Annotated in this window: 7 protein-coding genes and 1 pseudogene; 2 read left to right on the top strand and 6 right to left on the bottom strand. The window is 66.7% G+C overall.

Annotated elements, in window-relative coordinates:
• Positions 1-245: 245 nt before the first annotated feature.
• Both ACIQ8J_RS35690 and ACIQ8J_RS35685 read right to left on the bottom strand, forming a co-directional pair.
• A complete protein-coding gene (locus ACIQ8J_RS35690) occupies positions 246-440 on the bottom strand; it encodes a hypothetical protein (protein ID WP_403278289.1) in 195 nt (64 codons plus the stop codon).
• A gap of 255 nt (positions 441-695) precedes the next feature.
• Complete coding sequence (locus ACIQ8J_RS35685; RefSeq protein WP_403278287.1) at positions 696-1,058, bottom strand: DUF805 domain-containing protein; 363 nt, start codon at positions 1,056-1,058, stop codon at positions 696-698.
• A gap of 281 nt (positions 1,059-1,339) precedes the next feature.
• Here ACIQ8J_RS35685 and ACIQ8J_RS35680 point away from each other — a divergent pair, with 281 nt between their 5' ends.
• Both ACIQ8J_RS35680 and ACIQ8J_RS35675 read left to right on the top strand, forming a co-directional pair.
• Complete coding sequence (locus tag ACIQ8J_RS35680) at positions 1,340-1,633, top strand: hypothetical protein (protein ID WP_403278285.1); 294 nt, start codon at positions 1,340-1,342, stop codon at positions 1,631-1,633.
• On the top strand, positions 1,634-1,993 hold the full coding sequence (locus ACIQ8J_RS35675; RefSeq protein ID WP_403278291.1) for a hypothetical protein: 360 nt from the start codon (positions 1,634-1,636) through the stop codon (positions 1,991-1,993).
• A gap of 12 nt (positions 1,994-2,005) precedes the next feature.
• On the opposite strand, the gene ACIQ8J_RS35670 is transcribed toward ACIQ8J_RS35675, so the two are convergent.
• The 4 genes and pseudogenes from ACIQ8J_RS35670 to ACIQ8J_RS35655 form a co-directional block, all read right to left on the bottom strand.
• Positions 2,006-2,155: a hypothetical protein gene (locus ACIQ8J_RS35670; protein WP_403278284.1), complete on the bottom strand. Its 150-nt coding sequence runs from the start codon at positions 2,153-2,155 to the stop codon at positions 2,006-2,008.
• A gap of 302 nt (positions 2,156-2,457) precedes the next feature.
• Entirely contained in the window at positions 2,458-3,273 is an 816-nt protein-coding gene (locus ACIQ8J_RS35665; protein ID WP_403608143.1) for a hypothetical protein, read from the bottom strand.
• 225 nt (positions 3,274-3,498) lie between these two features.
• Positions 3,499-3,720, bottom strand: a pseudogene (locus tag ACIQ8J_RS35660) (hypothetical protein); the annotation flags it as partial.
• A 206-nt stretch (positions 3,721-3,926) separates the two neighbouring features.
• Entirely contained in the window at positions 3,927-4,466 is a 540-nt protein-coding gene (locus tag ACIQ8J_RS35655; protein WP_403278281.1) for a CbrC family protein, read from the bottom strand.
• Between the last annotated feature and the right edge of the window lie 896 nt (positions 4,467-5,362).

Here is a 5,362-nt window from a genome sequence, read left to right as displayed (position 1 = left end):
AGGACCGGGCGGCCACTCCTGGCGAGCCACTGAAGACAGCTTCGCGTAAGCCACACCCGGCCCTCCCGGGCCGTCCAACAACTTACGGAGCTTCGCGTGCTTGTTCACCTGTCGTCGAGCGATGCGTCCAGCCGCCCGCGGTACCAGAGGATTGCTCCGCACCGGACTGTACGAGAACGGGATACGGGGATGGCGCCAGCCGGCCGACAAACCCGCAGTGGCCAGAGTCCGGATCGGGCGAGAGGCTACGCGACCGAAGAGGCGCCCGACGGACCGCGACACTCCGTGAGCAGAGGGGCGCCTGAGAGGCTGTGACGGGCGGGCAGGTACGGGATGACGTTGTCCACCGTCCACGGCACCGACTCGACCGCGAGCATGTCCATGTCGCGGTTCACGGCGTAGTAGTCGACGCCCTGGTCGTCGGTGAGGCCGATCGACACAGGACCGCCGCCCCGAGCAGCGGATCATCTGCTTCACACACGGCGCGCAGCAGGGTGGCATCGGCGTCGTCGGGCTCGCGCAGGCCGACGAACTCGATACGCCAGCCAGCAGATACGACTCGGACAGCGTCCCGGCGAGGGCCCGGTGGGCGGCTCCGGTCGATGCGGTTACCGTCCTGGGCCCAGTGAGGCAACAGCGCGCAGGCCCGGGAGGCAGCCTGTTACGGCGCCGCCGTGGCCTGCGTACGGGAGTCCTCAGACCGCGGGCAGCGGGTCCGCGGTGCCCGGGTACGGGCCGAACGTCTCATCCCGTGAACTCTCGCCCGCGAGGAGAACCAGCAGCCAGATGCCGCCGATGAGCGGGATGGCACCGATCAGCCACCACCAGCCGGAGCGGCCGGTGTCGTGCAGCCGGCGCACGGTCACGCCGAGAGTCGGCAGGAGCACCGCGAACACATAGATGTATCCGGGGATGGAGCCGAGCCCCAACGCCATCTCCGCGACGACGATCGCGATCGTGATGACGAGGTCGATCAGCCAGAACATCCAGAACTCGCGGCGCGTGGCTCGGCCGTTGAAGACTGCGTATTTCTTCAGCACATCGGTGTAGTAGTGCATGGTTGATCCCCCCACGGGACAGACGGATGGACTTGTTCCTGAATGAATCAAGCCGGAGCGAGGAAGGTAAGCCACGGATAAAGACCAGGTCAACTGACTATCGTCGCTGTCGTGCCTGGTCGGAGCCGTTGCGGATCGGCGCGGCCGGTACCGCGGCTCGGGCCGGGATCGCGTGCAGAATCTGCAAGTGGGCTGAGGTGTAGGTGTACGGGTGTTGGCGTCGAGAATGAGTACTGTCCCGCAGCGATGACGGGCCTCGCTCTCGGATCAGGAAGGGTCTCGTGATCGTGGCGCATCGGCAGGATTCGGGCGGGCAGGTAGGCGGTCCGCACAGCTCGCCGGGTGATCCGGGGAATCCTGCGCCGGAGCACGACCCCACCCCGCCGCCCGAGGATGACTGGGCGAGCGGCCGGCACATGACGACGCTGATTGATCCCGCCGAGCTGCGTGCCCAGTGCGCTGCCGAACTCGACGGACGCGAGGGGCATTTCCAAGACCGGGCCTGGTTGCGCGAGGCGTTTCTGGCGGTGCCGCGTGAGCATTTCGTGCCGGACCGGGTGCAGCCCCGGCAGTAGATCCGTGCTGTCTACGCGGCGCAGGCCTCGCTGATCACGCAAGTCGAGGACGGGCTGGTACGGCCCGAGGACGGGCTGGCCAAGGAGGCGTTCACATCCGCTGCGTCTTGCCCGGCCGTCCTCGTCGACATGCTGCACCATCTCGACCCAGGGCCGGACGATATGGCGTTGGAGATCGGCACGGGGTCCGGCTACAGCACCGCGCTGCTTGCTCAGCGGGTCCGGCCCGAGAACCTGGTCACGATGGAGCTCAACACGGAACTCCCCGACCTGGCCGGTGAGAAGCTCGCCGGCCTCGGCAAGCCCATCAAGACTCTTCAACTCTGGGACTCACCAGGCCAGTTGAAAGGCATCACCTGATACCCCTCACCTTCAGCCTCTGCTGCCGGCTTGGCCGACGAGGTCCCCAGGGGGGATGTGGTTCGCGACGATCTGCGCAGCGTCTTCGTTCAGTACTCGTGCGGCTTCGTGCTCGTCCTCGTCGAGGCGGGCGATCAGGAAGGCAGTCACGGCATTGCGCATGCGGACATCCTCGCTCACCAGCGCCGGGACACTCGGTGCTGCTTGACGGCGCTGCGGCTGCCCCGGGCGCGGTTCCAACTCCGGTGGACACTACGGGCGTTGGCAGGGCCGAGCAGGCTGCCGCCGGGGGGGAGAGCGGGACCAGGCGGTCACGCGGGACGGACTGAGGAGGCTGCGGTGCTCGCCTGCGGGCTGGACAGCCCCTACCCGATCAGGAATGCGATAACGGGCAGCAGGAGGCTGCGGCAAGAGTGACGGATGCCAGCAGGCATCCCGTCCGCTCTCCCCGGTCCACAAGGAGGTCAGGTGGACGGACGCTTCGAGAGGGCCTGGATGTACTCGTCGAACGAGGCGACGGTGTCCGCGGGCGGGACCTGCGGCTTGAGGTCGGTGCCGTAGTCCGAGTACTCCTCGACGATCCGTTCCTGTCCCTTCTTGCCGGAACTGACCTCCTGGGCCTTGGCCACGAGGTCGTCCTTGCCAACCCACACATCGATGACGGCCTGCTCCTTACCGCCCTTTTGCATGACATCCACATACCAGTCGTGGCTGTCCTTGTCCATGGCGGGACCCTGGTACTTGGCGAGCTCGGCGATGGCAACGGTGCCCTGGAAGTGGTCGGTGGGGCGCCCGCCGACCTGCTCGGCGCCGACCCACTTGGCGCTGCCGGTGGCGTTGAGGGCGCCGAGGAACTCTGTCAGCAGCCCCCTTGACCGCGATCGGTAGGACTTCTTGTCGCCGGACGGCTCCAGCTTGAACCAGTCCTTGCCGGGGATCTTGTCGGTCTTCGTGTATGCCCCGTCGGCCGTGTCGATGAGGTACGTCTCGCCGCTCGGGTTGTCCGCGGTCTGCTTCCCGTGGACCTTCATGGAGGAGACGAAGGGGGCCCGCTGCCAGGCCATGTCCGTGACGCCCTCCTCGGAGGAGCCGCCGGACTGACGGGTCTTGTACGAGTTCTGCTCGCCGGTCTTCTTGGCGGCGGCCACAAGGACGGTTCCCGCGTCCTTGCGCTGTGACGCGCTCGCTGCCCCGCTCTTCTTGCCGTCGCCACCGCCCGTGCCGCCACCGCCGCAGGCGGTCAGCCCCACGGCAAGCACGATCGTGACGATAGCCGGCACAGCGCATTTCTTGCCCTTGCGGACGGCCTTCACGTTCCCCACCCTTTACCAATTCCTTAACTAAACTATGGGGAGCATATACACACCCGGCGCGTCGGGCAGCATCGAGAATCGAGGGGCGGCGGGGATGGGGCAGACGGTGTGGGAGTCCACCAGCGAAGCGCTGGCTGGCGGCGAGCAGATGGGTGGACGCCATGATCCCTGCGCCGCGGGCACCGGACTCTGGTCCACGTCGTAGGGGACCGCGTACAGGCCGGTGATCTCGTTCTGCGCCCGCCAGCGGATGAGGGGCCTGGTAGCCCTCCAGCCACACCAGTGACTCGGGCCGGTAGACGCGGGCGCGTAGGAACGCCGCGATGGTCGCCGCGACCCTCGGAGACGAGTAGTGGAGCAGTGCCGACTCGGCAGCGGCGTCGGTGACGTCCCCTCCTGGTCCTCGCGTTCCCCGATCATGCCGTTGCACCGGCGAGCCGGGCAGTTGAGCGGGGGCGTCGCCTCTCCTGCTGGATCTGCGTCCGTGATGGCCAATGGCAGACCTCCACCCTCCAGGCAGTGATCAGCCGGCTCGGCCTCGTCAACACCCAGGCCAGGTACGACCACGTGCTGGGCGAGAACCAGTGGCGCCCCTCTGATTCGCACCGTCTTCTAGAGGGCTATGCGAAGTCGGTGTATGCGAGGTGGGCTGCGCAGACCCGGCACCGGAAGAGGTACGCCGTCGCCTCGCCGTCCTTTTCCAGCGAGCCGAGGAAGTGTTCAACCTGGGTCGATGGCCAACCCCAGCCGTTCGCCTCCCGCTGCAGCATCTGCAGCGCCTCGGGATAAGCTGCGAGTTCGGCGGCCTCGACCAGGCCCAGGAATGCGGCGCCGTCACCGCAGTGGAAGAACCACCGAGGTTCGTGCCACGCGATGAAACCGGGAGTGCGCCGGTCGACCGCCGCGAAGACCTCAAAGGGCACGTCGTCGCCCAGGCACGTTCCCGCCGTGAAATGAGCGTCAAACCGTTCCGCGGCGCTGCCGTCCGCGATGCACCACGGACACAGCCGGCCCCCAAGCTCCTCGGCCGCGTAAACCGGGCCTCTATAGACATACCCGCGTTCCCGCCCACAGCAAATGCAGGCCGTGCCAGAAGGCGCGATCACCCCCGTGGCGACGGGGTCGGGGTGGTACGGGAACTCAGGAAGCAGCTCAGTCACAACCCATAACCGTAACAACCGACACGAACGGCCAGCGGCATGGCTGTAGACCATAAAAGACAAGGGGTGCGGCTCGTTCTGAGTGAGGTGGTCCTCAGGTCGGCAGGCAGGCGTCCATGGCCGAGGAAGCAGGTCGAGCGGTCATTCGGCGGCTCTGTGGGTGCTCTTTTCCGCAGAGCCTGGATGTAGGGCATGATCGCGAGCATGAGCGAACCGGGACTGAACCTGCTCTCACGGCTGTGGGAAGAGCACATGCGCGCGCCATTCCCACCACACATGCGCCGTCGAGAGATCGAGGGTGAAGACATGGTGTTGCTGGACGCGGAGATCGCTGGCTGTGTCTCCTCGTCGCTGTCGGGGCCCCTCGATGAGAGGCGCCACGAGATCCTGCTTGGGTGCCTCGCGGCCGTTGAGAGCGACTCAAGCCGCTGCCGGTCCAGCTTCTCGGCCTGCGCTGCCTCACGGGCGGCCGGGGAAATACCGCGCCCGGAGGTCTCCGGTGTCGCAGAAGGGCACATGACGATCTCCGTTCTTCTGAGAGGCCAGTACGTCCCTCCCCACGAACGTCTCTCTGAGGAAATGTCCCCCGTCAAACCCTCGTGCCCTCGGGACGCGCCGTCGTGCCCTTCGGATTGCTCGCCCGCGCAACCTGCGCGGTCAAAGGAGGGACTTGCTCACCGGGGCGGGGATGGACGGACAACGCGCACCTCACCAGCCGGGTCGGACTGCTCCACTGCCGTGAGCCTGCCTGGTGATCAGGTAGCCGCACTGGGAAACCCCGAGATTCCCGTCATAGTCAAGCTTAGAGGTCCTAACAGAAGTGGTTGTTGGTGTGACCGTCGGCTTGGCTGTTCGTTGGTGTGGGTGTGGGGAAGAGACAGTCGCGGCCGTGGATC

It is taken from the genome of Streptomyces sp. NPDC094147 (genome assembly GCF_044764265.1).
Classification (GTDB): Bacteria; Actinomycetota; Actinomycetes; order Streptomycetales; family Streptomycetaceae; genus Streptomyces.
This window is presented reverse-complemented; position numbering and strand designations above follow the sequence as displayed.